Here is a 22,855-nt window from a genome sequence, read left to right on the forward strand (position 1 = left end):
ACCCGAGCGGCAGGACTGACGCGCGGTGACCCCAGCACGCCGGGTCTTCCACACCCTGCTCGCGGCGGTGGCCCTGACCAGCAGTGCGTGGATCGAGGTCGAGCACTTCGACGTCCCGGTCTGGGCGTTCGCGATCGTCTCCGTCGTCGGGCTCGCTCACGGCGCGGCGCTCGTCCGCATCGGCGCGGCGGGCTGCCTCGTGCCGACGGTGCTGTTCCTCGGGAGCTTCGTGGTGCTCGGCGTCCTGGTCGAGCATGCGTCGGACTGGGGGCCGCTGCAGTACGGATGGCTGCCCGCGGTGCTCGGCGGTGCGTTCCTCGCCAGGGTGCTGTTGCCGAGCGTCGGGGGTCGGAGGCGCAAGGAGACGACGGGCCGCGAGCTGCGCACGGCTGGCGGGGAGTGGCTGCGCGAGCTCGGCCCGTTCATGCTGTGCATCGGTGCGTTCTGCGTCGCCGCGATCGGGGCGCTCCTGCACAGCGAGGGGGCAGGAACACTGCGCTACGACGACGCGCTCCGCCGGACCGGGGTCGTCGTCAGTGGCGAGGTCGTGGACGTGGAACGTGTGCACTACACGGGCTACAAGGGACGTGGGCACACTGAGTACACGCCGGTGACGCGGCAACGGTACGAGGGCGTGGAGTACGAGACGGCGCTCGACGAGTACGCGGTGTCGAGTGATCCCGACTTCTACCGCGTCGGGCAGCGTTTGGTGATCATGGTCGACCCGGACGATCCGACGACCGCCGGGGTCCGCTCTGAGGAACTGCACGGGATGTTCGTGCGCAATGTCGACGACGGTCGCAACTACGCATTCACCGCACTGCCGCTGCTGGCCGTCGGGGCGCCGCTCCTCGCGGTGCAGACGGTCGAGGGCATCACGCGGAGGATCCGGACCAGGCACACCCGGCGTTGGGCGAAGGCCAGACGACAGGTGCTCGCCGCTCGACGGCGCGCTCGACGGCTGGCCGAGGGTGTCGCGTCAGCCCACCGCGCCGGAGTCTTCCCGCCGAGCGTCGCGCAGTCGCCCCGCGAGCCGCGCACGCCGGCCGAGTGATCACGCAACCCCTGCAGGAGCAGTTGGCGACAGAGTGAGGCGACCGACCCGACAGAGTGAGTCGTCCGTCGGGCCTGCACCGCGCCTCCAGACCGGGTCGTGGGATCAGGCGCCGACGGTCAGCGCGGAAGCCCGCTCACCCACGCGCGGAACGTGAGGGCGTCGCCGTCGCGGAGCACGACCGCCGGTGCGTCCTGCGCGTCGTACAGGAGCGCGAGGCTCTCCGGCGGCAGACCGGCCAACTGCCGACCGCCGAGCGATGACGGGTCGACGAGCGCAGGGCTGGCAAGGAACGCGAGGGGCTGCGAGTCGGACTCAGCGACCGCCCTCCGGCCGTCGATGAGCGCCCGGACCTCGGAGATGTGCAGCACGACGACGTCGCCTCCGACGAACAGCCGGATGACCGGATGCAGGCGACCGCCAGGGCCGAGCGGAGCGGTGGTCCAGTCGGCGCTGCACGCGACACCGCGCCAGGGCGGGACCGAGACGCCGTTCGGTCCGAGCGCTGCGGGGGCCGTCGCGCGAGGGCGGACGACGCGCTCCTGCAGGTACGCCTCGAGTTCCGCGTAGCCGCGGGCCAGACCCATCACGTGGAAGAGCCGCGTCCCCGTAGTGTCGCGCGCCTGCAGGCCGCCGTACTGGTTCGCGATCGGCAGGATCGCAGCGATCTCGCCCAGGTCGACGCGACGTTCTGGGCGGAACCCCTGTCGCACCAGCAGGTGGTCGTCCATCGCGAGCACCCGCGTTCGGCGCATCGAGCGGGACAGCACGACGCCCCCGATGCCTGCCAGCAGGAGGATGATCGCCACGATGACGAGGCTGGGCTCGACGCCGGTCGAGATCATCGTGGCGGCGCCGAGCGACAGCAGTGCACCGACCACGACGAAGAGGATGCTGACGACGCGGATGAGGACCCATTGGAAGGTCCGGAGTCGGACGGTGACGACCGCGCCCTCCTCGTTGGGCAGCGACTCCCCGCGCTCACGGCGGCGGCGGTCACTGTTCCGCGTCGCGGCCGTCACGGACCTCGTGATGACGAACGCCGCGATCATCGCGATGCCCACGGACGTGATCGTGATCCACACGTGTTCTCCCCCTCGTGCCGCGGCCACTGAACCGAGTGGCCGACCGACACGTTCAGAACGGTCGGCCACTCGATCTTGCATCCCCGAACGCGATCGGCGTTCGCGGTCCCCCCAGTTGCGTTGTGCAGAGTATCAATTCCGGAACCGTCCGCAAGTTCGTATGTCGCTGTCCTGTGGCTCGAACGGGGGTGGTCTTCTCCTGGGGAGGACGGAACCTCACGGTATTTCAGCGGTTAGGATCGAGCACGCAGTCGATTCTTGAGGGGGACGATCGTGACGTTGACGCGCGCCGGGGGAACCGGGATCCAGCGAGGGAGCCGCATCGCAGGGGTGGTGGCCGTGACGGGCGCCGTCGCGCTCGTCCTCGCGGGGTGCACCGCCGACCAGGACCAGGTCACCGATCCGTCGCGCGTGCTGCAGACCGTCGACACGACGCTCACCACGAACGGCGCGGTCAACGCCGTGTCGGACACGACGATCTCGGTCGCCGGCAAGCGGTCGTCCTCGAAGACCGTCGACCACGACGTGACGAAGGCAGCGGGTGACCTGCCCCTCCGCATCACCACGCAGTACACGACGGACAAGCGGTCGGGGACGGACCTCGCAGACCTCGACGGGTACTCGGGGCGTGTGGAGATCGACGTGACCGTCGAGAACCTGACGGTCCGGTCGGAGAACCTGTCCTACGACGTCGCAGGAGCCTCCCGTTCCACCCCGGCCCTGGTCGGCGCACCGTTCAGCGTCGCCGCATCGACCGTGCTCGAGGGGGTCGCACCCGACCGCATCGTGACCGAGTCGGTCGACGGCGGGGCGGCCACCGACGGCGTCGTGAGCACGGACCCGTCCGGTGATGCCGTCGTCCAGTGGGGTCGCCTCCTGGCACCGCCGACCTCGGGTGCGAGCAGCACGCTCCACCTGGTCGCCGACGTCCGCGACTTCTCGACGCCCGCGATCGACATCGCCGCGCAGCCCGGGCTGACGACGGACCTCTCGAGCACCGGCGTGATGAACGGAGCGTTCGGGTCCGAGACGGACTCCGAGCTCGCACTGCAGCGCCGGACGATCGACCTCATCGCGCAGGTCAACGAGGTCCTCGCCCGTGCCGGTGGCACGATCACCGAGGTCCGCACCAACCTCGAGTCGACGTCCGAGACCCTCGGCGTGCGCACCGCCGAGCGGCTGCAGGAGAGCAGCGCCTCGCTCGCGAGCACGATTCAGTCGCTGTCCGGCGAGCTCGGTTCGCTGAACGGGGACCTCGGCTCGACCGTGCAGGCCACGCAGTCGACCGTCCTGCAGCAGCTGCAGCAGACGACCGGCAGCCTGGACGCGCTGCTCGGCGACACCTCGGCGACCGCCCCGAAGCCCGTGTTGAAAGACGACGGATGCAACGCCGTGCCGCAGACCGGTGCGGCGGGCTCGAGCGTCTACGGGAACCTGCTGCGCGTGTCCGCACAGCTCGAGGGCTACGCCGAGGCGAGCGAGGCATGTAAGCAGGAGCTCACCAGCGATCTTGCGGCTTCCATCGGTCCCGCAGACCCCACCGACGCTGTCTGCCCTGAGGGCTCCACGTCCTTCACCTGTGCGCTCTTCTTGTCCTCGAAGGACATCACGGAGAGTGCCCTCGTCGTCACCAGCAGCGGGAAGGCGCTCGCGGACTCCCTCCAGACAGAGAAGGCCGATGCCGCGGTTGACACGGTCTCAGCCCTGCAGAAGGCGCTCTCGGACCTCGCGGCACAGGCCGGTTCCGCGTCAGGGTCGCTCGACGATTCTCTCCGCGAACTGAACGCGAGCATCGATGCCGTCGAGCAGAGCATCGAAAGGCTCAGGGAGGACATCAGCGCAGTCCACGGCAAGGCTGACGCTGCTCGGAAGATCGTCGGCGTTGCCGACGATTTCTCCTATGCCGTTTCGATGCAAGCGCAGAATGCGGCACTCGCCGATGCCATCTGTGCGCTCGTCACGAAGCGCGAAAACGACGGTGCTTCCGAGATCGACCTTCCCATCATCGGCGGCCCGGCTTCTGGTCTGACTGAGGAACAGGCGGACGACCTGCGGGCTTACCTGACGGAAACTCCATGCGACGAGTCGGAGGACGGTCCCGGGGCGCTGAAGCCTCCGTTCCCGTTCTCCGAGCCGCTGGAGCAGCGCCTGAAGGATCAGGCAGCCACTTGGAATGAGGTTGCGCAGTCGACCGACTTGGACAAGCCGGAGAGCCAGTTCAGTCGAGCCTTCGTCGACCTTGGTGATCGAGTCGCGGCCGTTCGTACGGCTGTGGAGGAGGTCCGACGTGCGGGCTCGGACGGTGTGGGCGCCGCCGCTCAGCTCGATGAGTTGAAGACCGATATCGATGCTGCGGTCGCCCAGTCGAACGCTGTCAGTGCGGATCTCAACGATCTGAAAGCCCAGCAGGACGAGGTCAAGGAAAAGCTCCGGGAGACTGCGGACGACCAGCAGAAGGGCGTGGAGTCGAGTATCCGGGCGCTGCTCGACGAACGTGTGACGGACGTGTCGAAGTCCGCGTCGACGAATGCGTCGGAGGTTCGTGACGCGTTCGACAAGTCGATCGCCGGTCTCCGGTCCACGGCTGACGACGTGACGAAGCAGTCGAAGGGCACCATCGACGAGCAGAAGGGCTCGCTCGAGGAGCAGAGCAGCGGCCTCGCCTCGGCGGTGGACGAGCAGACCGCGGCGAGCCTGCAGCGCATCGACGCGAGCACCAGCGCCTCCGTCCGCGACGTCGAGGGCGCGAGCACGCTGCTCACCGGCGACCTCAACCGCGTGATGCTCGACCTGGGCGACCGCAAGGTCAACGGTTCCGGCATCCTCGGCGCGATGGCGACGAGCGCGGCGAAGTCCGACTCCGCCGACTACCAGCTGGCCCTCGCGTCGCAGAACGCCTCGGGCTACGCGAACGTCCGCGCCGAGGACGTCGCCGGCATCCTCCTGCAGCAGGAGCAGTTCCGTGCGTCGCTCGACCGAGCGGCGAAGCTCCCCGCATTCCGTCTCGACGTGCCGTCCAGCGCGACGTCGACGACGCTCTACGCCTTCCGGATCGGAGCCGAGCGATGAGCCACGTGCAGGACCAGTCGACGGAGTCGACCCCCGACGAGCAGCGCACCGACGAGCCGGCCACGGCCGCAGCGACCGACGCGGCCCGGACCCGCAAGCGTCGCCGGACCGCGATCATCGTCGCGGTCGCCGTCCTCGTGGTCGCCGCCGTCGTCACCGCGGTGCTCGCAGTGCGCGTCTCGGCATCGACCCCGGCCGAGGCGGTCTCCGCGACGGCCCCGGTGCCGATCGACGTCGCACACGTCCCCGACGGCACGAAGATCGGCGTCGTGGTCACGCTCGGTGACGGCGAGGGCGCCCAGTGGGACGACGCCGCTCAGGGAGCGCTCGTCGCACAGCGTCGACTGGAGCTCGGCGGCACCGACGTGCAACTCGTGACGAAGAACGACGGGGGCTCCGTCGACGGCGCCCGCAAGGCAGTCGAGGCGCTCGCTTCCGACGGTGTCTCGGGCATCGTCGTGGCGACGTCCGGCGAACACGTCCGCGGTGCCTTCGCCGCCGCCGCGGATGCCGGCATCCCGGTCGTCGCGCCGTACACCACGGGCGACGACGACGCCTGGTCGACCGCGCCGTCCACGGACTCGGTCGCAGCGGCGCTGCAGGTCGCGCTCGGCGACGCCGGGTCCCCGCTGCTCGTCGACCTGGGGGGCGGAGCGCCGTCCGGCGTGCGGTTCGCCCACGTCCTCGACGCCACGCGGGCACCCGACCTGGGCGCGCTCGCGACGACGATCGCCCAGCGGACCGGTGCCGCGGCCGGCTCGACCGACGCCACGTCGACCGACGACCAGGACGGCAGCGCGCAGGAAGGCGCGCAGGACGGCAGCGCACAGGACACCACGGAACAGGCCGCCCCGGACTCCGACGCCGTCGTGGTCAGCGGCGCGGGCGCTCGTCAGGGAGCCCTCGTCGCCGCACTCCAGGAGGCGAACGTCACCGCGCCGGTGGTCCTGACCCCCGAGGCCACCAGCCCCGCGTTCGCCGCGGCGCTCGCCCAGGCCGGCGGCAGCCTCAGCGGCACGTTCCGCACCGTCGGCGTCGAGACCGACGACGCCCGCGCCCTGTCGTCCGACGCCGAGGGCCGCGCGATGTCGGCGTTCCTCGGCGGCGTCCGGGTCCTCGCCGACGACGCGGACGCAGAGAACCTGACGGGAGACCGGACCTTCGACGAGGTCGCGGCGGTCGCGGACGCCCGGAGCCACGATGCCGTGGTCGCCCTCGTGACGGCGGTCGGCGCAGCCCGGAGCACCGACCCTGCCGAGGTGTCGGACGCCCTGACGGGGCTCGACCTCGGGGCCGACGACGGCCTCGCCGGTCCGGCGCTCGACTTCGGCTCGCAGCAGGCCCTCGCCGACCCGGCCGGCGTGCTCGCCGCCTCCGCTCAGGACCTCGGGCTCCGGCCCGCCGCTGCGTCCGAGGACGACGGGGCGACGCCCGCGCTCGTCTGGTTCTCCGACTCGACGGACTGATCCCGTCCCACCCGCTCCGCCGCACCACCCCAGGGAGGACCGACCATGCGCCTGCTCATCGAGCTCGACGACCGCCGTGAGACGATCGAGGCCGACGGGTGGGCGGGGACCTCGACGCTGGGCGAGCTCGTCGCGGCGACGACCGGCACCTCGCTCGACCCGGGCACGACGCTGGCGGTCGACGGACACCACACGAGCTCCGACACACCCTTGCGGGACCTCGTGCTGCTCGAGGGGTCACGGGTGGCACGGACCGCCGAGGAGCCGCCGCGCACGATCGACGGCTGGAGCGTGACCCTGGCCGGCGGCCTCGACACCGGCCTCGTCGTGCCGGTGCCGCGGAGCCGCAAGCTCGTCATCGGTCGGGCCCCGCAGGCGGACGTCGTGCTGCCGACCGAGAGCGCGTCGTGGGATCACTGCACCGTGGAGCGCGAGGAGGACGGCGTCCGGGTGCGCGACGCCGGCTCGACGAACGGCACGGTGATCGCGGGCGAGCGGATCGACGACGAGGGCGTGTTGCTCACCGGGACCACGAGCGTCATCGTCGGCGGGGCCGTCCTGCTGGTCCGTCCCGAGCTCCGGGAGACGACCGTACCGCCGGCCGGCTCGCTGCCGAACCTCACGCCGGCTGCCACCGCACCGTTCAACCGCCCGCCGCGACCGGGGCGCCTGACGGACTCCGAACCGGTCTCGCCGCCGACCCGGAAGGACGTCGCCCCGGCATCGAAGTTCAGCTGGATCACGGTTGCCGCCCCGCTCGTGCTCGCCGGCGCCATGGTGCTCCTGCTCGGTGACCCACGCTTCGCGCTGTTCGCCCTGCTCAGCCCGGTCACCGCGATCGGCATGTGGTTCGAGCAGAAGCACCGCCGCGCGAAGAACCTCAAGGAGGAGGAGACCCGTTTCGCCGAAGCGGTGGAGACCTTCCGCGGTGAGATCGCTGCCGCCGCGGCCATCGAGGCGGCCCGCCGACAGGACCTCGTGCCCGACCCCGCGACCGTCGTGCGCCGGGCGCTCCTGCCGACGACCGACCTGTGGCAGCGCCGCTCGGACGACGACGACTTCCTCAGCCTGCACGCAGGCACCGGTGACGCACCGTGGCGGCCGGAGGTCGACCAGCGTGCGGCGTCGACGAAGCTCGAGGACGAGGCGAAGGCCGCGATCGCGGACAGCCGCCTGACCGCCGCCCCCGTGGTCGCCGACCTGTCCGACGCGGGCGTCGTCGGCATCGTGGGGGACCGCGACGGTGCACTCGCCCTCGCGCGCAGCCTGCTCGCGCAGGCGACCGTGCACTGCGGCCCCGCGGACCTGACGGTCGGTGTCTTCTGCGACGCGGGCCGGGAGCAGGACTGGTCCTGGGCCTCCTGGCTGCCGCACACCCGCGTCGCGGGCAGCAGCACCGGCGCGCGGTGGATGTCGGCGCAGCGCGACCAGAGCGTGGCGGTCCTGCGCGGGCTGAAGGAGTCGCTCGACGAACTCCCCACGCCGAACCTGCTCGTCGTGGTGGACTCCGAGGTGCTCACCGAGGGCCGCGACGCCCCCGCCAGGAGCCTGCTCGGCCAGGGCCGCTCGGTGCCCGGCGTCTCGCTCCGCCCGGGGGAGCGTCGGCAGCGGGTGAGCGGCATCGTCATCGCGACGAACGAGCAGCAGCTGCCCGCCGCGTGCACCTCGATCATCACGGTCGCCACCGATGCCGCCGCGACCGTGTACCGACCCGAGGACCGCACCCGGGTCGAGGACGTCGTGCTCGCCGGACTCGCCACCGACACCGCCGAACGGACCGCCCGAGCGGTCGCACACTTCGACGACCCCGAGCTCACCGTGCCGGGTGCGTCGTTGCCGTCGCTCGTGCGCCTGCCCGAGCTGCTCGGCCGGACGAGCGCGGGCCGGACGAGCGCGGGCCGGACGGGCGCGGGCGGGGCGCACGGCACTGCCGACACCACCGTCGACACCACCACGCCCGAGGGCATCCGCGCGCTCTGGGAGGCCCGCACCGGCACCTCGACGCCGGTCGGATCGTCGGAGTCCGGCGTCCTCGAGATCGACCTGGTGCGGGACGGCCCGCACGGTCTGGTCGGCGGCACGACGGGTTCCGGCAAGAGCGAGTTCCTCCGGTCCTTCGTCGCCGGGCTCGCCGCCCGCAACGACCCGACCCGCCTCAACTTCCTGCTGGTCGACTTCAAGGGCGGTGCGGCCTTCGCCGCGTGTGAGCGGCTCCCGCACACCATCGGCACGATCAGCAACCTCGACGAGCAGCTCGCCGACCGGGCGATCCGAGCGCTCGAGGCCGAGCTCGAGCGTCGCCAGCGGGTCTTCGCGAGCGCGGGCGCCGACATCGACAACCTCGACGCGTACCTCGCGACGAACCCGACCGAGCCGATGCCCCGCCTGCTGTTCGTCGTCGACGAGTTCGCCATGCTCGCGAAGGAGTTCCCGGACGTCCTGACCTCGCTCGTCGCGATCGCCGCGGTCGGTCGGACCCTCGGCGTGCACATGGTGCTCGCCACGCAACGACCGGCGGGTGTCGTCAGCGAGGACATCCTCGCGAACACGAACCTCCGGGTGGCGCTGCGCGTGCAGAGCCGTGAGGACTCGACGAACGTGATCGGTGTGCCCGCCGCTGCGGGCATCGGTCGGCAGCAGACCGGTCGTGCGTTCGTGAAGCTCGGCCAGGACGACATCACGCCGGTGCAGACCGCCCTCGTCACCGGTCGTGCCCGCGACGAGCGGGTCGAGCAGGCGGTGTCGGTCCGACCGACGGACGTCTTCGGCGTCCCGGCGCCGCACCCGGCTCCGGCCCCGAGCGCGTCGGACGAGACGGACCTCGACGTCCTCATCGACGCGATCCGACGGGCGAACGACGCCGCCGGGTACGCGGCGCCCCGTCCGATCTGGCCGGAGGCCCTCGGCGAACGCGTCGACCTGGCGGCCGTCCCGGAGCTCCCGACGTCCGGACCGGGGGCCCGGAACGACCGCTTCGTCGCCGTCGCCCTGGCGGACGACCCGGACCACCAGCGGCAGGTGGCCGGCGGCTGGGACCTCGACGAGGGCAACCTCGTGCTCATGGGCATCCCCGGCAGCGGCACGAGCACCGCCCTGTCCGCGGTCGCACTGCGCCTCGCGCGGACGACGAGCCCGGACGACCTGGACCTCCTCGTGCTCGACATGGGCCCCGGCGACCTCGCGCCGCTCGCGCAGCTGCCGCACACCACCGCCTACGTCGGGTCGGGTGCCGGTGCGGGGGAGTTGCAGGCCCGGTTCCTCCGGCACCTGCGTGCAGACCTCGAGCGCCGCCGAGCGAGCCCCGGTGGTCGGCGTGCCGTCGTGCTGATCGACGGGCTCGCCGCCCTGCGTGACGAGTACCAGGACTTCGAGGGCCAGCAGCTGCTCGACGCGCTGTACCGCGTCTACGCGGAGGGCCCGGCGCTCGGCATCTCCTTCGCCGTCTCGACGTCCCGGGCCAAGGCCGTGCCGTCCGCGATGGACGAGGTCACGACGCAGAAGTGGATGTTCCGCCTGGCCGACCCCTACGACTACGCGTCGATCGGGGTGCGCCCGAAGGACGTCCCGCCGCCCGTGCCTGGCCGGTACGTCGATGCGACCACGAAGCTCCAGAGCCACATCGCCACCCCGACGGTGTCGCTGGCGGAGGCCGTCGCCGAGGTCGCCGCGGCCTGGCCGGACACCGCCCCGAAGACGAGCGCGGTCGGACGTCTGCCCGACGCCGTGCGCGTGCAGGACCTCGGGGCCGCGGCACAGTTCGCCACCGAGCCCTGGCGCCTGCCGGTCGGCATCGCCGAGGACGACCTCGGTACGGCAGCGCTCGAGGTGTACGACGGCGAGCACGTGCTCGTCGCCGGCCCGGCCCGCTCCGGCAAGTCCACGGTGCTCCTCGCCCTGGCCGACCTGGCACGCTCCGCAGAGGGCGTCAGGCCGGCGGTCTGGGCGATCTGCGACCGACGGTCCCCGCTCGCGGACGCCACGTTCGACCGGGTCGCGGTCGGTGCCGACGAGGTGCCCGCCCTGCTGGCCGGCATCCGCCTGGAACGCGGCCCCGTGCTGCTGCTCGTCGACGACGCCGAGCGCTTCGACGACGGCGACCAGGCGATCGCGTCGCTGCTGTCGTCCGAGCGCCCCGGCCTGTGCGTGGTCGCCGCTGGTCGCTCCGCGGACCTCCGCTCGCTCTACAGCCACTGGACGCGTTCGGTCCGGAAGTCGCGGTGCGGCGTGCTGCTGCAGCCGGACGTCGACTACGACGGCGAGCTGCTCGGCGTCACCCTGCCGCGTCGCGCACCGGTCGCGTTGTCGGTCGGTCGCGGCTACGCCGCGTCGGGCGGTGCGGTCCGACTCGTGCAGACGGCAGCGCCCGGCGCGTGACCGCCGCTCCCACCGGACGGGAGGCGCGGCACCCCGCCGCCACGCGCCTCCCGTCCGGTGGGCCCGCGGCCCGCACACGCCTTCGGTGGAGCAGAAGACGTCGCCTCGTGCGCCGAGACCCGACGTCTGCTGCTCCACAGGAGGAAGACGAGGGACGGACGGCGACGACGCGGCACGGGCGAGGCCGTGGGGCCGGAGTCCGCGGGCTCAGTCGCGGGTCGTGATGCCGAACGGCGAGCTCTCGAGGTTCGTGAAGTTCCCCACCGTCGCCCGGACCGTGCACGAGGGCGCGACGGACAGCGCGGTGACGACCAACCCGTCCGACGACACGGCCAGCGCTCCCGAACACCCGTCGGCGAAGCGGACGCCGGACTCGCCGCCCGCCACGTCGGTGAGCATCTCGGACGGCCGGCCGGTCGACGGGCTGCGGTAGAGCGGGTTGAGCTCGTCGGCGCCGCTCGGCCACACCGGCACGAGCGTCACGGGCAGCGTCGTCTGGCTCACGGTGCGGTCGGGGGTGCGGACCTCGACGCCCTGCAGCCGCTGCACGGGGTAGGCGGTCCCGGTGACGGTGTCGTCCGTCACGGCCGCGGTGGTGGCGGCGCCGGCGGCGTCCAGCCACTCCTGCAGACCGGCCTGGTCGAGGACGTCGGCCAGCTGCACGGTCGCCTGCACGGTGAGGTCCTCGCCGGCGGGGACGACGACGTCCGACAGCGCCCACGCACACCGGGCGTCCACCCCGGTCAGCGAGGGCTGGTTCCGTGCGCCGGAGACCTCGTCCCCGGTCCACGTCGCCGCGGGGCAGTCGGCTCGTCCGTCCGCGCCCGGGAGCACCTCGAGCAGGGGGCCGCGCAGCGTCGCCGACTGCGCGGCGTACGTGATCGCGAGCTCGACCGTCCCGCGCTCGGGGTCGATCGTGGCCTTGCGCGTGGTCGACAGCCCCGTCGGCAGGGGGCGGTCCTGCTGGTACGCGCTCGCGGCCTGCGCCGTGCGCGCATCGCTCGGGGTCCCGTCGCCGCCGAGGGCACCCGGCAGCCAGACGACACCGCCGACGACGAGCGCGGCGACGAGGACGACGCCCAGTGCGCCGACCCCGAGCATCCGGTTCGTGAGCCAGTCGGGGCGCTGCCAGCGGCGTCGTGGCGGCGCCTCCGGCTCGCGCTCGACCGGCAACGGCTGCCGCGCGAGCGGACGGATGACGGTCTGCGACCCTGCCGGGCCGAGCTCGGGCGCGGGCCCGGCGTCCTCGGCGGACGTCGGGCCGGACTCGGCGGCGTCCTGCCGGACACCGCGGACGACGGTCGCGGGACGCTCGACCTCGGTGAACGAGTCCGGGTCGGCCGACGGAGCCAGTGCCGGGGCGTCGGCGAGCTGCCGCGCGAGGCGACGGAGGGTCGCGGCGGCGTCGGCGGCGGCCGGGCGTGCGGACGGGTCCTTCGCGAGCATCGTCGCGAGCGCCGACCACAGCGGCTCGGGGACGTCGAGGCGCGGTGGGTCCGAGGTCACGTGCCGGTAGGCCACCGCGAAGTCCGTCCCGGGCCCGGCGAACGGCGTGCGCCCGGCCAGGAGCTCGTAGAGCATGACGCCGGCGCCGTAGACGTCGGCCGCGGGACCGGACCGGCCCTGGCTGATCGACTCGGGCGCCATGTACTGCGGGGTGCCGAGCAGTCCGGTCGTCGTGCGCTGCCGGTCGGCCACGACGGACGCGATGCCGAAGTCGGACACCCGGACGTCACCGGTGGCCCCGGTCGTGAACGGCGTCGCGAGCAGCACGTTGTCGGGCTTCACGTCGCGGTGGGTGACGTCCTGCGCATGGGCGGCGGCGAGAGCGTCGAGCGTCTCGGCCGTGATCGTCAGGGCGTCACGGGGTGGGAGCGTGCCGGCGGTGACGAGCACGTCGCGCGCCGAGCCGCCGGCCACCAGGTCCATGACGATGGCGAGCCGGTCGCCCTCGACGACCAGGTCGCGGACCCGGACGATCGACGGGTGCTGCAGACCGAGGAGCACGGTGCGCTCGCGGACGAACCGTTCGACGATGGCGGGGTCGGCGGCGAGCTCCGCACGCAGGAGCTTCGCGGCGACGTGCTCGCCGGTCGCGGTGTGCTCGGCGCGCCAGACCTCGCCCGTCGCGCCCGTGCCGAGCAGGTCGACGAGCCGGTACGACGCACCGAGCGGTTCACCGCGGCCGTACTGCGCCCGCCCCTGGTCCGTCACGTTGCCCCCGAGTGCCCTGGCCGACCCCTCGTCGACCTCGCGTCATGTTACCGGCCGGGGCCCGCGGCGTACTGCACGTCGATCGCGTGCTGGGTGAACCCGGAGCGGCGGTAGAGCGCGAGCGCCGGTTCGTTGTCGCCCTCGACGTAGAGCGCCGCCGCGTCGAGACCGCGACCGGCGAGCCGTGCCGACCCCGCACGCATGAGCACGCCGCCGAGCCCCCGGCCCTGCAGGTCCGGGCGGACCGCGACCGCGTAGTACTCACCGACGCCGTCCTCGACCTTGAGCCAGCACGAGCCCGCGAGCGCACCGTCGGCGTCACGCAGGAGCAGGAGGTCCTCGCCGTCGAACCACGACTCGGCCTCGCGGGCACGGAGGTCCTCGAGGGTCATCCGCCCCTGCTCCGGGTGGTGGGCGAAGGCTGCGGCGTTGAGGGCGAGCCAGGCGTCCTCGTCGTCGGGGTCGCCGGCGTGGAACGACGACAGCGAGTACCCCGCGGGCACGCCGGCGTCGAGCACGTCCGACCCGTCCGACGCGACCGGAGCGCGGAGCTGCAGGAGCGTCCGGACGGCGGACCAGCCGTGCCGGTCGGCGAGCACGCGCGCCGCCGGGTGGTCTCCGTGCGCCCACGCGAGCCGCGGTACGTCGCGGTCGGACGCGGCGGCCCCGCCGCCCGGGGTGAGCACCTGCTCGACGAGGGCTGACCCGATGCCCCGGCCACGGGCCTCCCGGGCGACCACGAGCTCCAGCTCGCCGTCCCGCACCACGGCGACACCGCGCTCGTCACCGACGACGGTGGCGCGCCCTGCGCGGACGTCGACCAGTGTCTGGTCGGAGAACGGCGGCGCCTCGCCTGCCGCGACCGACGCGGCGGCGAGCATCTCGACGACGGCGAGCACTACTGACCCGCCAGGCGTTCGGCCTCGTCGTCGTGCACGTTGAAGCGGTAGCCGACGTTGCGGACGGTGCCGATGAGCGACTCGAGGTCGCCGAGCTTCGCGCGGAGGCGCCGCACGTGCACGTCGACGGTGCGTGTGCCGCCGAAGTAGTCGTAGCCCCAGACCTCGCTGAGGAGCTGCTCACGGGTGAAGACCCGAGACGGGTGCGAGGCGAAGAAGCGGAGGAGCTCGAACTCCTTGAACGTCAGGTCGAGTGGCCGGCCGCGGACCTTCGCCGAGTAGCTGGCCTCGTCGATGACGACGCCCGAGGCCTGGATCTTCGAACCCGTCGGGTTCCTCGCGGCGCGACCGGTCGTCAGGCGGATGCGCGCGTCGACCTCGGCCGGGCCGGCGCTCTCGAGCACGACGTCGTCGACGTTCCACTCGCTGTTCACCGCGGTCAGGCCGCCCTCGGTCACGACCAGGATCACCGGCGTCGTCGAACCGCTCGTCGCGAGGATCTTGCAGAGGGCCTTCGCGCTCACCAGGTCCAGGCGGGCGTCGACGAACATCAGGTCGCTCTGCGGGGCGTTCACCAGCTGGGCGGCCTCGGCGGGGACGTGGCGGATCCGGTGGCTCAGGAGGCCGAGACTCGGCAGGACGTCGCCGGGCGCGGCTGAGGTGAGTACCAGGAGCTGGGCCACAGGACCTCCAGGACGAGGGGACGCGTGGAGCCATCCTAGTGATGCCCGCGCAGTCGACCGCCGACCGGCCGGTCGGTCGGTCGGGGGCGGTCCGGAGTGCGTCCTGCCGTCGTCCTGTCATGATGGAGGGCGTGACCGAGCCCACGCCCCTCGACCAGCGCCGACTGCGGCTGACGTCCGTGCTGCCGGTGTGGGTGCTCGCGGTCGTCGGGGCCGTGCTCGTCCTCACCCTCCCCGAGAAGGACGACTTCGCGTGGCTGCTGCTCGTGTTCGTGCTCTGCGTGCTCGTCAGCTTCGTGCTGCAGCTCATCACCGCGACGAAGGACGGACTGGTCGAGCGGATCAGCATCGCGTCCTCGGGGGCGTTCGTCGTCGTGCTCGTCACCGCCGTGGTGCTCCTGGCGCGATGAGGTCCGACGCGTAGACTCGCCGCATGGATTCGCTGCTTGCGCTCGAGCTGTTCTACGTGGGCCTCCTCGGCCTGGCGTCGCTCGCGATCGCGTTCATCTCGGTCGTCGTCGTCGTGAAGCTCTTCAAGGGTCAGCGTTGATCGAACTGCCGGAGGGCCTGGCGCCCGAGCTCGTCCCGCTGTCCTGGCTCGTCGGCGTGTGGGAGGGCACGGGCGTGGTCGAGTACCCCGTGGGCGACGAGGACGAGCCCCGCAAGTACGAGTTCGGCCAGCGCGTGAGCTTCAGCCACGACGGCCTGCCCTACCTCAACTACTCCTCGACGACGTGGCTGCTCGACGACGAGCACACGCCGCTCGCCGCGGAGATGGGCTACTGGCGCATCGACCGACCGAACGAGCCCGGTGACCGCGGTCCGGGGATGCTCATGGGTGACGGACCGGCCCCGTTCAGCACGGTGGAGAGCGTCGAGACGCTCCGCAACACGACCGACGGCTTCGACGTCGAAGCGGCCATCATCCACCCGACGGGCGTCAACGAGCTCTACGTCGGCCGCGTCAAGAAGGGCCGGATCGACCTGGCCACCGACGCCGTGATGCGCTCGCCGAACGCGAAGGACTACTCCGCCGCGACCCGCCTGTACGGGCTGGTCGAGGGCAAGCTGTTCTGGGCGTGGGACATCGCCGCCCTCGGGCAGCAGCTCACCTCGCACGCGTCGGGGCAGCTCGCGAAGGTCGACTGATGTCCGCCTTCAGCGGGCGTGACGGCTTCGTCGCGACCGAGGCCGGTCCGGCGGCCCACTTCGGCAACCCGACCGGCGAACAACGGGCGCTCGCGTCCGGTCGTGCGGTCGTCGAGCTGGGGCTCGGGGTCGTCACGGTCAGCGGGCCCGACCGCCTGTCCTGGCTCAACTCGATCACGTCCCAGTTGCTCACCGGGCTCGCGCCCGGGGAGAGCACCGAGACGCTCGTGCTCGACCAGTCCGGCCGCGTCGAGCACGCCGCCCGCGTGGTCGACGACGGCGAGGTCACGTGGCTCCTCACCGAGGCCGCCGACGCAGCACCGCTCGCGGGGTGGCTCGACTCGATGCGCTTCATGCTCCGCGTCGAGGTCGCCGATCGCTCGGCCGACTTCGTCACGCTCGGCCGCTTCGACGGTTCGGCAGCGCCCGACGACGTGGTCGTCGAGTGGGTCGACCCGTGGTCGTCGGTGACGCCCGGTGGGTGGGGCTACGCCGCCCTGGAGGCCCACCCCGCGTCCGACTGGACCCTCCGCATCGACGTGGTCACCCCGGAGACCGCTGCCGCGATCGCCGCGTCGGACGCGCCGGTCGCGGGGCTGCTCGCGGTCGAGGCGCTGCGGATCGCCGCCTGGCGCCCCGCGCTGTCCGACGTCGACGAGCGCACCATCCCGCACGAGCTCGACTGGCTCCGCTCCGCCGTGCACCTGTCGAAGGGCTGCTACCGCGGACAGGAGACCGTCGCGAAGGTGCACAACCTCGGGCACCCGCCCCGCCGCGTCGCGATGCTGCACCTGGACGGCTCGGACGGCGTGCTGCCGGCTCCGGGCACCACGGTCGAGCTCGACGGGAAGGAGGTCGGGCGCCTCACCGCGTCGGCGCTCCACCACGAACTCGGGCCGATCGGGCTCGCGGTCGTGAAGCGCTCGCTCGACCCCGCGGCGACGCTCACGCTGACGGTGGACGACGTCGTCGTCACCGCGGCGCAGGAGGTCATCGTGCCGCCGGGTGCCGGAGCCACCGCGAACGTGCCGCGCCTGCCGCGACTCGGAGCCGTCCGCCGCTCCTGAACCGAGCGGCCTCAGGCGGGCGCCACGACGGACCAGGGGACGCTGAGTTCGCCGAGCCGCCACCGCGTGACGCCGTGCAGGACCGGCCACCCGCGGTCGCGCATGCCCTGCACGGTCGCGATCCAGCGCTGCCGCGGCCCGTACGTGCCGAGCGGCGCTGCCACCGCCCACGACCGGTCGAGGTCCAGCAGGAACGCGTGCACCCGCTCGCCGGGCACGTTCCGGTGGATCAACGCCTTCGGCAACCGTTCGGCGACGATGCTCGGCAGTTCGAGGTCGGCGACACGGAGCGACACCGTGAAGGTGTGCGGAGCGTGTTCGTCGAGCGTGACCCAGGACGCCACCCGTCCGACCTCGTTGCACGTGCCCTCCACGAGCGCACCCCCGGGCTGCAGGCGGTCCTGCATGATGCGCCACGAGTCCACGACGGCGGCCTCGTCGTACTGGCGCAGCACGTTGAACGCCCGGATGACGGCGGGTCGCCGACCGCCCGGGGTCGGCGTCTCGAAGCCGCCCAGCCGGAAGGTCACGCCGTCGCGGGTCCCCGCGTTCGCCAGGGCCACGCGCGCCGGCTCGATCTCGATGCCCGTCACCTCGACGTCGGGGCGGACCCTCGCCAGGCGGTCGCGGAGCTCGAGCGTCGTCGTGGGGCGGGCGCCGTACCCGACGTCGGCGACCAGCGGGTCCGCGGTGCGGCGGAGGGCGGGGAGCGCGGCGATCCACCGGTCGACACGGCGGAGTCGGTTGTAGCCGGTGGTCCCGCGCGTGACGTTCCCGATGGGCATGCGTCCAGGGTACGGGCGCCCGGAACGTCGGCACGGCGCTCGGTAGACTCGGCAGCATGACCTCCACGCTCGTCCTGCTCCGTCACGGCAACAGTGACTGGAACCAGAAGAACCTGTTCACCGGTTGGGTGGACGTCCGACTCAGCGAGCTGGGCGAGAAGGAGGCGAAGCGCGCCGGCGAGCTCATCGCCGAGTCGGGCATCGTGCCGGACGTCCTGTACACGTCGCTCCTGACCCGCGCCATCCAGACCGCGGACATCGCCCTGCTCGAGGCCGACCTGGCGTGGCTGCCGGTCAAGCGCGACTGGCGCCTCAACGAGCGCCACTACGGCGACCTCCAGGGCAAGGACAAGGCCCAGACGCTCGAGCAGTACGGCGAGCAGCAGTTCATGGAGTGGCGCCGGTCGTTCGACGTGCCGCCGCCCCCCATCGCCGACGACGCCGAGTGGTCGCAGGCCGGTGACCGCCGCTACGCCGACCTCGGCGACCAGCTGCCCCGCACCGAGTCGCTGAAGCTCGTGATCGACCGACTGCTGCCGTACTGGGAGTCGGACATCACGAAGGACCTCGCCGCAGGCAAGACCGTCCTCGTCACCGCGCACGGCAACTCGCTCCGTGCACTCGTCAAGCACCTCGACGGCATCTCGGACGACGACATCGCGGGCCTCAACATCCCGACGGGCATCCCGCTCGTGTACGAGCTCGACGACGAGTTCCGTCCGACGAAGCCCTCGTACTACCTCGACCCCGAGGCCGCCGCTGCCGGTGCCGCCGCCGTGGCCGCGCAGGGCGCCAAGAAGTAGCACCCGCACGACGAACGCCCCGCCGGTGACCGGCGGGGCGTTCCTGCGCCCTGGGGGCTCCGGGCAGCGGGGTCTGCGGGCTCAGACGAAGTGCGCGGCGATCTCCTGGACGAGCGCCCCGACGTCGTAGGGCCGTGCGGTGTCGACCCGCACGACGGGCACGCCCGGCAGCGCGACGGGCTCCGCCTCGGCGCCGTGCTCGTCCCAGAACGCCAGCACGTCGGACAGGTCCCCGTGCACCTCGTGCCGCACCGGCAGCGTGCCCGGCTCGTACCGGTCGCGCAGCCGGTCCGCGGCGGTGTCCCGGTCGACGTGGCAGAACACCTCGACGGCGCGGGGTGACCCGGCGGAGGCGAGTCCCGCCTCCAGACGGTCCCGGTCGCGTGACGGCAGCCAGACGGCGTCGAGGACGACCCCGTTCTCGACGGCCCGGGCCATCGACCACATGGTGTCCATCGCGATGCCGCCGAGGTCGCGGGAGCCGATCATCGGGCCGACCACGTCGGCCAGGGGTTCCTTGATGCGGTCCTTCGACAGGAAGGGGCAGCCGAGCACCTCGGCGAGGGCTGCGCCCACCGTGCTCTTGCCCGAGCCGGGCATCCCGTTGACGACGATCGCGACCTGAGCCATGCCCCGATCCTCGCGTCCTCGGCACCCCTTCGCAAAACGGAACGAGGGCGGTTGCCCGCAGCGGTACAGCGCTGCGGGCAACCGCCGAGGTTGCGTCTTGCGGGATCAGGCGGGGGAGGTCGTCACCGAGGACGCACCGGCCCAGTCGCCCGTCGCCAGGTACTCGACCTTCTTGGCGATCGACACCGCGTGGTCGGCGAAGCGCTCGTGGTAGCGCGAGGCGAGGGTCGCGTCGACGGTGTCGATCGGGTTGCCCTTCCAGGTCTCGCCGAGCACGAAGTCGAACACGCTGGCGTGCAGCTCGTCGACGGCGTCGTCCTCGTCGCGGATCTCGGCGGCCAGGGCGATGTCCTCGGTCGCGAGCAGCCGCGTGAGCTTCTGGGCCATCTGCACGTCGTGCGCGCCCATCTCCTTGAAGGTACCGCGGAGCCCCTTCGGCACGACCTTCTCGGGGAAGCGCTGCCGGGCGAGCTGGGCGATGTGCTCGGCCATGTCGCCCATGCGCTCGAGCGAGGAGCTGACGCGCAGGGCGGTCACGACGACGCGGAGGTCGCGGGCGACCGGTGCCTGCCGCGCGAGGATGTCGATCGCGATCTCGTCGAGGCTGTTCGCGGCCGCGTCGATCTTGGCGTCGTCGGCGATCACCTCCTCGGCGAGGGCGACGTCCGACTCGCTGAACGCCTGGGTCGCACGGGTGATCGCGGACTCGACGAGCCCGGCGATCTCGGTCAGACGCTCCTGGACGTCCTGGAGCTCCTGCTGGAAGACTTCGCGCATGGGGGATGTGCCTCTCTGATGCGTACCGGTCGAGTGTCGTCAGCCCAGGTGAACGAACGGTGACCTGCGGCTGAACACATCGCGATCCGGACCCGGAATCCCGCCACCACGGGGTGAACGGCGTCGGAACCCCGTGTGACGATCCCTACACTGGCGGCATGGACAACGCGTGGCTCGTGCCACTGTCGATGCTCCTCGGCGGGGTCTTCGGCGCGGGCGTCGTGGTGCTGATCATCACGGCGGAGCGCACGGCCCGGGCAGCCGACGTCGCGGAACGGACGCTGCCCGACGGCGTCGCCGCGGTCATCGCCACGATGCACAACCCGGCCGTGGTCGTCGACCCGTCGAACACGGTCGTCGCCGCGTCGCCGCAGGCGCTCACGGTCGGGCTGGTCGTGCGGCGGAAGCTCGTGCACGACGAGCTCGCCGAGCTCGTCGACCGGGTGCGCAGGAGCGGCGAGATGGCGTCCGACGAACTCGAGCTCCCGCGCGGACGCAGCGGCGAGCTGGTCGGCTACCTGAGCTTCCGGGCCGCGCAGCTCGGCAACCGCTACGTGCTCGTCACGGCCGACGACCTGACCGAGAGCCGACGCATCGACGAGGTCCGGCGGGACTTCGTGGCGAACATCTCCCACGAGCTGAAGACGCCCATCGGGGCGATCGGGCTCCTCGCCGAGACCCTCGTGCTCGCCGCGGACGACCCCGAGCACGTGAAGAAGTTCGCGACGCAGCTCATCACCGAGTCCGAGCGGCTCGGCGCCCTGACGAAGGACATCATCGAGTTGTCGCGGCTGCAGTCGGTGGACACCCTCGAGAACAGCGAGGAGACCTCGGTCGACAAGATCGTGCAGGCCGCGGTCGACGCGAACGAGGTCGTCGCCCGTGCCCGTGACATCGAACTCGTGCGTGCGAAGCGGTCGAAGCTCCGGGTCATGGGCGACCCGGGCCTGCTGCAGGTCGCGGTGTCGAACCTCATCGCGAACGCCGTCAAGTACTCCCCGGACCACACCCGCGTCGGCGTCGGCGTCCGGCTGTCGAAGGGGTTCGTCGAGATCGCGGTGACCGACCAGGGCGTCGGCATCCCCGAGGCCGATCTCGACCGGGTGTTCGAGCGGTTCTACCGCGTCGACCCCGCACGCTCGCGCGCGACCGGCGGCACCGGCCTCGGGCTCGCGATCGTCAAGCACGTCGTCGGCAACCACGGCGGCGACGTGCGCGTCTGGTCCCAGCCCGGCAAGGGCTCGACCTTCACGATCCGTCTGCCCGAGGCGGATCCCGAACTCACCACCGCACTCGAAGAGCAACTGGAAGAGCAGCCATCGTGACCAAGATCCTCATCGTCGACGACGAGCCGGCCCTGAGCGAGCCCCTGGAGTTCCTGCTGCAGCGCGAGGGGTACGAGACCTCCGTCGCCGCCGACGGCGTGACCGCGCTGTCGAAGTTCGACGCCGAGAACCCGGACCTCGTGCTGCTCGACCTCATGCTGCCGGGGCTGAGCGGCACCGAGGTGTGCCGGCAGATCCGCACGCGGTCGAACGTGCCGATCATCATGCTCACCGCGAAGGACTCCGAGGTGGACATCGTCGTCGGGCTCGAGCTCGGCGCCGACGACTACGTGACGAAGCCGTACTCGACGCGCGAGCTCCTGGCCCGGCTGCGTGCCGTGCTGCGGCGCCGCACCGAGGAGGACCCGGGCGACACCGGGATCCTGCAGGTCGGCGGCATCCGGATGGACGTCGAACGGCACACGGTGTCGGTGGACGGCTCCGAGACGCCGATGCCGCTCAAGGAGTTCGAGCTGCTCGAGCTGCTGCTCCGCAACGCCGGTCGGGTGCTCACCCGGGGGCAGCTGATCGACCGGGTGTGGGGCTCCGACTACTTCGGCGACACCAAGACGCTCGACGTGCACATCAAGCGCATCCGGTCGAAGATCGAGCGCGTGCCGAGCACGCCGGAGATCCTGGTCACGGTGCGCGGCCTGGGGTACCGCATCGAGGGCTGAGCCCGCCAGCCGTCGTCGACGGCGCCGACCGGTGACGCTGGCCGGCGACGCACCGGAGGCCCGGTGCCGGTTCCGAGAACCGGCACCGGGCCTCCGGTGCGTTGCGTCCGTTCGTCGCGCCGGTCCGGCGCGCGGGGATCACTCGGTGCCGTTGTCGCCCTCGGATGAGTCGGTCTGCGAGTCGTCCGACTGCGTACCCGGTGCGGTCGCATCGCCCGTGGGCTGCGAGCCGCTCTCGGACGGCGAGGTCGCGGTGCTCGACGGGGTCGGCGTCGGTGCGAGCGTCTGGTACTCCTCGAGCGAGCTGGTCAGCACGGGGACGCTGGCCGAGACGCCCTCCGCGCCGGAGTACGAGAAGTAGACCTTGACGAGCGAGCCGGGGGTGGCGTCCGCCTGGTCGAACAGGACCTCGCGCCCCGTGGCGACCTCGGAACCCTGCTGCGTCGTGCCCTGCTGGCTGCTGTCGTCGCTGGTCGGGTCGGTCGGGTTCGCCAGGTCGAGGCGGCTGTTGGCCGGGACCTCGACGGTCTGGGTGTCGCCGCCGACCTCGATGGAGAGGGTCACGTCCTCGTCGGACGAGGTGTTGACGAGGGTGCCGAGGAACCGGGCCGCGTCACCGCTGTCGGAGATGAGGAGCGCGTTCCGGATGTCCACCGAACCGGTCGTCACGTTCACGCCGTCGGTGATCTGCTTGATCTCCTTGGTGTGGGCGGGCGACATGAACTCGCAGCCGGTGGCGCCGAGCGCGATGGATGCCGCAACGGCGACGGACACGAGTACCCGAGCTCGCAAGAGATT

Annotated in this window: 18 protein-coding genes; 10 read left to right on the forward strand and 8 right to left on the reverse strand. The window is 72.2% G+C overall.

What is annotated here, in order from left to right; genetic code table 11:
- Positions 1-25 precede the first annotated feature (25 nt).
- Positions 26-1,054, forward strand: a complete 1,029-nt coding sequence (locus DEJ23_RS11920; protein ID WP_111240481.1) for a DUF3592 domain-containing protein — start codon at positions 26-28, stop codon at positions 1,052-1,054.
- A 119-nt stretch (positions 1,055-1,173) separates the two neighbouring features.
- Here DEJ23_RS11920 and DEJ23_RS11925 read toward each other — a convergent pair whose 3' ends face one another.
- Positions 1,174-2,139, reverse strand: a complete 966-nt coding sequence (locus tag DEJ23_RS11925; protein WP_111240482.1) for a hypothetical protein — start codon at positions 2,137-2,139, stop codon at positions 1,174-1,176.
- A 273-nt stretch (positions 2,140-2,412) separates the two neighbouring features.
- Here DEJ23_RS11925 and DEJ23_RS11930 point away from each other — a divergent pair, with 273 nt between their 5' ends.
- Genes DEJ23_RS11930 through DEJ23_RS11940 form a run of 3 tightly spaced genes read left to right on the forward strand, consistent with a single transcriptional unit; the run spans position 2,413 to position 11,048 of the window.
- Positions 2,413-5,208 (forward strand): hypothetical protein, encoded by a 2,796-nt coding sequence (locus tag DEJ23_RS11930; protein WP_146240286.1) that lies wholly within the window; start codon positions 2,413-2,415, stop codon positions 5,206-5,208.
- The gene (locus DEJ23_RS11935) at positions 5,205-6,674 is read left to right on the forward strand and encodes a hypothetical protein (protein WP_111240484.1); all 1,470 of its coding nucleotides are present in this window, start codon (positions 5,205-5,207) and stop codon (positions 6,672-6,674) included. The genes DEJ23_RS11930 and DEJ23_RS11935 overlap by 4 nt, the downstream gene beginning before the upstream one ends.
- A gap of 45 nt (positions 6,675-6,719) precedes the next feature.
- Entirely contained in the window at positions 6,720-11,048 is a 4,329-nt protein-coding gene (locus tag DEJ23_RS11940) for an FtsK/SpoIIIE domain-containing protein (protein ID WP_111240485.1), read from the forward strand.
- A gap of 207 nt (positions 11,049-11,255) precedes the next feature.
- Here the strand turns inward: DEJ23_RS11940 and DEJ23_RS11945 are convergent, their stop codons facing one another.
- Genes DEJ23_RS11945 through DEJ23_RS11955 form a run of 3 tightly spaced genes read right to left on the reverse strand, consistent with a single transcriptional unit; the run spans position 11,256 to position 14,844 of the window.
- On the reverse strand, positions 11,256-13,262 hold the full coding sequence (locus DEJ23_RS11945; protein WP_111240486.1) for a serine/threonine-protein kinase: 2,007 nt from the start codon (positions 13,260-13,262) through the stop codon (positions 11,256-11,258).
- A gap of 47 nt (positions 13,263-13,309) precedes the next feature.
- Positions 13,310-14,161, reverse strand: a complete 852-nt coding sequence (mshD, locus tag DEJ23_RS11950) for a mycothiol synthase (protein ID WP_111240487.1) — start codon at positions 14,159-14,161, stop codon at positions 13,310-13,312.
- Positions 14,161-14,844 (reverse strand): response regulator transcription factor, encoded by a 684-nt coding sequence (locus DEJ23_RS11955; protein ID WP_111240488.1) that lies wholly within the window; start codon positions 14,842-14,844, stop codon positions 14,161-14,163. The genes mshD and DEJ23_RS11955 overlap by 1 nt, the downstream gene beginning before the upstream one ends.
- Positions 14,845-14,975: 131 nt before the next feature.
- Here DEJ23_RS11955 and DEJ23_RS11960 point away from each other — a divergent pair, with 131 nt between their 5' ends.
- From DEJ23_RS11960 to DEJ23_RS11970, 3 genes are all read left to right on the forward strand, one after another.
- Positions 14,976-15,254, forward strand: a complete 279-nt coding sequence (locus DEJ23_RS11960; protein WP_146240287.1) for a hypothetical protein — start codon at positions 14,976-14,978, stop codon at positions 15,252-15,254.
- A gap of 136 nt (positions 15,255-15,390) precedes the next feature.
- Positions 15,391-15,993, forward strand: coding sequence for an FABP family protein (locus tag DEJ23_RS11965; RefSeq protein ID WP_111240490.1), 603 nt, complete (start codon positions 15,391-15,393; stop codon positions 15,991-15,993).
- Positions 15,993-17,060 (forward strand): folate-binding protein YgfZ, encoded by a 1,068-nt coding sequence (locus DEJ23_RS11970; protein WP_111240491.1) that lies wholly within the window; start codon positions 15,993-15,995, stop codon positions 17,058-17,060. Before DEJ23_RS11965 ends, DEJ23_RS11970 begins: the two co-directional genes overlap by 1 nt.
- 11 nt (positions 17,061-17,071) lie before the next feature.
- On the opposite strand, the gene DEJ23_RS11975 is transcribed toward DEJ23_RS11970, so the two are convergent.
- Positions 17,072-17,845, reverse strand: a complete 774-nt coding sequence (locus DEJ23_RS11975; protein ID WP_111240492.1) for a class I SAM-dependent methyltransferase — start codon at positions 17,843-17,845, stop codon at positions 17,072-17,074.
- Between the two features lie 56 nt (positions 17,846-17,901).
- Here DEJ23_RS11975 and DEJ23_RS11980 point away from each other — a divergent pair, with 56 nt between their 5' ends.
- Positions 17,902-18,648, forward strand: a complete 747-nt coding sequence (locus DEJ23_RS11980; RefSeq protein WP_111240493.1) for a phosphoglyceromutase — start codon at positions 17,902-17,904, stop codon at positions 18,646-18,648.
- A gap of 81 nt (positions 18,649-18,729) precedes the next feature.
- Here the strand turns inward: DEJ23_RS11980 and DEJ23_RS11985 are convergent, their stop codons facing one another.
- Together DEJ23_RS11985 and phoU are read right to left on the reverse strand one after the other, a co-directional pair.
- Positions 18,730-19,278: an AAA family ATPase gene (locus tag DEJ23_RS11985; RefSeq protein ID WP_111240494.1), complete on the reverse strand. Its 549-nt coding sequence runs from the start codon at positions 19,276-19,278 to the stop codon at positions 18,730-18,732.
- A gap of 105 nt (positions 19,279-19,383) precedes the next feature.
- Positions 19,384-20,055: a phosphate signaling complex protein PhoU gene (gene phoU, locus DEJ23_RS11990; RefSeq protein WP_111240495.1), complete on the reverse strand. Its 672-nt coding sequence runs from the start codon at positions 20,053-20,055 to the stop codon at positions 19,384-19,386.
- A gap of 158 nt (positions 20,056-20,213) precedes the next feature.
- On the opposite strand from phoU, the gene DEJ23_RS11995 reads away from it, so the two are divergent.
- Both DEJ23_RS11995 and DEJ23_RS12000 read left to right on the forward strand, forming a co-directional pair.
- The gene (locus tag DEJ23_RS11995) at positions 20,214-21,380 is read left to right on the forward strand and encodes a cell wall metabolism sensor histidine kinase WalK (protein ID WP_111240496.1); all 1,167 of its coding nucleotides are present in this window, start codon (positions 20,214-20,216) and stop codon (positions 21,378-21,380) included.
- Positions 21,377-22,057 (forward strand): response regulator transcription factor, encoded by a 681-nt coding sequence (locus tag DEJ23_RS12000; RefSeq protein WP_111240497.1) that lies wholly within the window; start codon positions 21,377-21,379, stop codon positions 22,055-22,057. Before DEJ23_RS11995 ends, DEJ23_RS12000 begins: the two co-directional genes overlap by 4 nt.
- Before the next feature lie 138 nt (positions 22,058-22,195).
- Here the strand turns inward: DEJ23_RS12000 and DEJ23_RS12005 are convergent, their stop codons facing one another.
- A complete protein-coding gene (locus tag DEJ23_RS12005; protein WP_111240498.1) occupies positions 22,196-22,831 on the reverse strand; it encodes a hypothetical protein in 636 nt (211 codons plus the stop codon).
- Positions 22,832-22,855: the final 24 nt, after the last annotated feature.

This window comes from Curtobacterium sp. MCSS17_008 (assembly GCF_003234185.1).
In the GTDB taxonomy this organism is placed as follows: domain Bacteria; phylum Actinomycetota; class Actinomycetes; order Actinomycetales; family Microbacteriaceae; genus Curtobacterium.